Genomic DNA, 3721 nt, shown 5'->3' with positions numbered 1-3721 from the left:
TCCAGCCGTGAGGGCCAAGCGCGATCAGCAGGTAGAAGCCGATGACCGTTGGCGGCAGCACCAGTGGCAGCGCCACCACCGCACCGATCGGCCCACGCAGCCATGAGCGGGTGCGCGCCAGCCACCAGGCGATCGGCGTGCCCACCAGCAGCAGGATCAGGGTGGTCAGGCTGGCCAGTTTCAGGGTCAGCCAGACCGCCCCGATGTCGCTGGCGTCAAGTGGCATCAGATTTCATAACCGTACGACCTGATCACTGCGGCCGCCTTCGGGCCCTTGAGGTAGTCGACCAGCGCCTTGGCGGCCGGGTTGTCCTTGCCTTTGTTGAGAATCACCGCGTCCTGGCGGATCGGCTCGTGCAGCTCGGCTGGAACGATCCATGCCGAACCGCTTTGCACCTTGCCGTCCTTGTAGATCTGCGACAGGGCAACAAAACCGAGTTCGGCATTACCGGTGGAAACGAACTGGTAGGCCTGGGTGATGTTCTGGCCCTCGACCAGCTTGCCCTTGGTCGCCTCGGTGAGCTTGAGCTTGTCCAGTACCTGGGTGGCGGCCAGGCCGTAGGGGGCTGCCTTGGGGTTGGCGATGGACAGGTGCTGGTAGGCGTTCTTCCTAAGAACCTCGCCTTGATTGTCGACGTAACCAGGCTTGGCCGACCATAGCGCGAGGGTGCCGGTGGCGTAGGTGAAGCGCGAGCCGGGCACGGTTTCTTTCTCAGCCTCAAGCTTGGCAGGGGTGCTGTCATCGGCAGCCAGGAACACCTCGAACGGCGCGCCGTTCTTGATCTGCGCGTAGAACTGGCCGGTGGCGCCGAAAGCGGCCACCAACGTATGGCCGGTGTCCTTCTCGAAGTCCTTGGCCAAGGCCTGGATGGGCGCGGTGAAGTTGGCGGCGACAGCGACCTGGACCTCATCGGCCCAGGCGCTGTTGAAGGCCAGCATCGAGGCCAGGCCGGTCAGGGCCAGGTGGGAAATACGGGTACGCATGAAGACAGCTCCGAGGGGCGGGTTATCGTTATGTATATGACTATATAGCGATAAGCCGCGCATCGGGAAGAGATGAAGCAGGTTCGATGGGTATGCGACGTCCCACGGAAAGGATTGCAGAGCCACGGAAGGCGTTTCAAGCGCTCAGCGCGGCGATGGCGACCCCGGTGCACCTTCGGCGATGCGCCGTGTCAGCGTCCCTGCGTCCATCATGCGCCCCAGCCGCAACCCCTGGCCCGCCCACAGGTTGCTGAAGTCACTCGACTGGTGGGGTTCGCTGATTGCCCGCAGCGGCATCAGCGCGCCACCGGCCAAGGGGAAGCGGGGCGCAAGGTCACTCACCGGTCCCAGCTCGCGCATGATGCGGTTGTTGATGCCGCGCGCCAGGCGGCCGGTGAACAGGTTGGTCAGCGCCGTGTCGCTGGCGGGCGCGTTGTCGAGGGCCTGCCGGTGGGCAGGGGACACCTTGGCCTGCGGCGTGAACAGATAGGCCGTGCCCACCTGCACCGCCGCAGCGCCCAATGCGAGCGCGGCAGCAAGGCCGCGGTGGTCGCCGATGCCGCCGGCGGCGATCACGGGTACCTTGACCGCGTCCACGACCTGCGGCACCAGGGCGAAGGTGCCGATCTGGCTATGGATGCTTTCGGTCAGGAACATGCCGCGATGCCCGCCGGCTTCATACCCCATCGCAATGATGGCGTCGCAGCCATGGGCTTCGAGCCAGAGAGCCTCCTCGACGGTGGTCGCGCTGGAGATCACCTTGGCGCCGCTGGCCTTGACCCGCCTGAGCAGGTCCGCCTCGGGCAGGCCGAAGTGAAAACTGACCACTTGCGGGCGCATCGCCTCCACCAACTGACAGCTGTGCTCGTCGAACGGCGCGCGATTGGACACCGGCGTGGGGGCCGTGAAGTCCGCGCCCAGCTCGTCGTAATAAGGCTTGAGCGCATGCTTCCAGCGCGCATCGCGCTCGCTGTCAGGCGCAGGAGGCTGGTGGCAGAAGAAATTCAGGTTGAGCGGCCCCTGGCAGGCCGCCCGGAAAGCGTCGATCTCGGCGCGCACCTGATCGAGGGTCAACAAGGCACAGGGCAGGGCGCCGAGGCCGCCGGCATTGCCCACGGCGATGGCCATGGACGAACCACTCGCGCCGGCCATGGGCGCCTGAAGGATGGGCAGCTCGATGCCCAGGAGGTCGAGAATGCGCCGATCAGGCCAGGTGCTCATGACGGAGGCTCCTTGTGCGGTGGTTACAGTGCCTTGCTGACGTGGATCTCGGTGATGGTGGCGGCATCGTCGCCATGGATCTTGCGCAGCGCCTGCAATGCCTGTTCTTCACTGGCGTCGGTCAACAGCGCGAAGTCCCAGCGGCGTTCGCCGTCGAGCTTGTACTTGATCACATACTTGATGGTCTGGGTCATGGCGGGCTTATCTCAGTTTCGATGACGAGCGACGGATGATCTTGATCTTGTGCTTGAAGGTCGGCTTGGTGACCGCCGACAGCGCGCGCGGGCCCACCGTGTCGATGGTGATGTTCCAGAAACCGGTGCTGGGCACGGTGATCTTCGCGGGAAAATCGACAAACGCGCCACCATGGTAGGTGTGGCGGCCGCCATTCTTGAAGCTACGGAAGTTGGCGTCGTTCATCAGACGAATGTTGCAGCGCTGGGTGCACTCGATAACGACGATATCGTCCTCGTTAAGGTGCTCGCGCTGGTGTACGAATTTCATGGGGCGCTCCGCAAGGGAATATTCAGCAAACGCGAAAGATACCACGATGTCGGGGTACACTGCCGCGCTCGGTACGGGGACAGGGATAAATCTGCCAATCGAGGGAGCAAACCGGCCCGGACAGGGTCAAAAAATTTCTTTATGGCAGAGGGACTTTCGAATGAAGTGGGTCGTGGCAGCGGCGGCGGTGACGTTGGGGGGGTGTGTCAGTGTGTCTGAGCTCGAACGCTCGCACGAGACACTGGATGTGATGTCTGGCAAGTCGCCGCGTGAATACGCGGACTGCATCAAGCAGAACCTTGCCAAGACACGTGAAACGATCAGTGAAGAAGCGCGCGATGATGGCTTGCGGCTGATTGTCCCACAGAAGCTGGGAGCAGGTCCGGCAGCCCTGTTCGATATCGACAAGCGCGGCAGCGGCAGCACCATCAAGTTGTATGAACGACTCAACAACTTTCCGTTACGCCTGGGTGATGTACGGACTGCAGCGACCCAGTGCATTTCCGGGTCTTGATCCCGCTCGGATCAGCTGCGTGCTGATCGGACAAGGTCTGGATGTCAAGTGATCGGGCGCTAAATTCTTTGTAGGACACTATCTTTACGATCTGTCGGAACTATCTACACTGGGTTATCTCTATCAAGGCATCAGTCTGCCCTGGGTGGGACATTGTAAGGTGACCCCCGCCTGATTAGACTGCGCCGAACCTCGTAGGCAAGCCCCTCGTTAAGGACGTATATGATCAAAAAATGCTTGTTCCCGGCCGCCGGTTACGGTACCCGCTTCCTGCCCGCTACCAAAGCCATGCCCAAGGAAATGCTGCCGGTGGTCAACAAGCCACTGATCCAGTATGGCGTTGAAGAAGCACTGGACGCTGGCCTGAACGAGATCTCCATCGTTACAGGCCGCGGCAAGCGCGCCCTGGAAGACCATTTCGACATCAGCTACGAGCTGGAAACCCAGATCAAGGGCACCGACAAGGAAAAATACCTGGTCGGTATCCGTCGCCTGCTC

Annotated in this window: 6 protein-coding genes and 1 pseudogene; 2 read left to right on the top strand and 5 right to left on the bottom strand. The window is 62.1% G+C overall.

Annotated elements, in window-relative coordinates; genetic code table 11:
• The 5 genes and pseudogenes from VJS90_RS11255 to VJS90_RS11235 form a co-directional block, all read right to left on the bottom strand.
• Positions 1-226, bottom strand: a pseudogene (locus VJS90_RS11255) (molybdate ABC transporter permease subunit); the annotation flags it as partial.
• Positions 226-984, bottom strand: coding sequence for a molybdate ABC transporter substrate-binding protein (gene modA, locus VJS90_RS11250; RefSeq protein ID WP_324121729.1), 759 nt, complete (start codon positions 982-984; stop codon positions 226-228). The pseudogene VJS90_RS11255 and the gene modA, both read right to left, overlap by 1 nt.
• Positions 985-1128: 144 nt before the next feature.
• Positions 1129-2205, bottom strand: a complete 1077-nt coding sequence (locus tag VJS90_RS11245; RefSeq protein ID WP_324121728.1) for a nitronate monooxygenase — start codon at positions 2203-2205, stop codon at positions 1129-1131.
• A gap of 23 nt (positions 2206-2228) precedes the next feature.
• Positions 2229-2399 carry a hypothetical protein gene (locus VJS90_RS11240; RefSeq protein WP_324121727.1) on the bottom strand — a complete coding sequence of 57 codons (171 nt, stop codon included), beginning with the start codon at positions 2397-2399 and terminating at the stop codon, positions 2229-2231.
• 7 nt (positions 2400-2406) lie between these two features.
• A complete protein-coding gene (locus VJS90_RS11235; protein ID WP_158460701.1) occupies positions 2407-2709 on the bottom strand; it encodes a DUF1883 domain-containing protein in 303 nt (100 codons plus the stop codon).
• 160 nt (positions 2710-2869) lie between these two features.
• On the opposite strand from VJS90_RS11235, the gene VJS90_RS11230 reads away from it, so the two are divergent.
• Positions 2870-3223: a hypothetical protein gene (locus tag VJS90_RS11230; RefSeq protein ID WP_324121726.1), complete on the top strand. Its 354-nt coding sequence runs from the start codon at positions 2870-2872 to the stop codon at positions 3221-3223.
• A gap of 222 nt (positions 3224-3445) precedes the next feature.
• The coding region (locus VJS90_RS11225) for a sugar phosphate nucleotidyltransferase (RefSeq protein WP_324121725.1) at positions 3446-3721 on the top strand (276 nt) is incomplete at its 3' end.

The organism is Pseudomonas sp. (genome assembly GCF_035277045.1).
Classification (GTDB): Bacteria; Pseudomonadota; Gammaproteobacteria; order Pseudomonadales; family Pseudomonadaceae; genus Aquipseudomonas.
This window is presented reverse-complemented; position numbering and strand designations above follow the sequence as displayed.

Coding starts and splice junctions, on each gene's coding strand:
- modA (WP_324121729.1), bottom strand. CDS start 984: ATGCGTACCCGTATTTCCCACCTGGCCCTGACCGGCCTGGCCTCGATG.
- VJS90_RS11245 (WP_324121728.1), bottom strand. CDS start 2,205: ATGAGCACCTGGCCTGATCGGCGCATTCTCGACCTCCTGGGCATCGAG.
- VJS90_RS11240 (WP_324121727.1), bottom strand. CDS start 2,399: ATGACCCAGACCATCAAGTATGTGATCAAGTACAAGCTCGACGGCGAA.
- VJS90_RS11235 (WP_158460701.1), bottom strand. CDS start 2,709: ATGAAATTCGTACACCAGCGCGAGCACCTTAACGAGGACGATATCGTC.
- VJS90_RS11230 (WP_324121726.1), top strand. CDS start 2,870: ATGAAGTGGGTCGTGGCAGCGGCGGCGGTGACGTTGGGGGGGTGTGTC.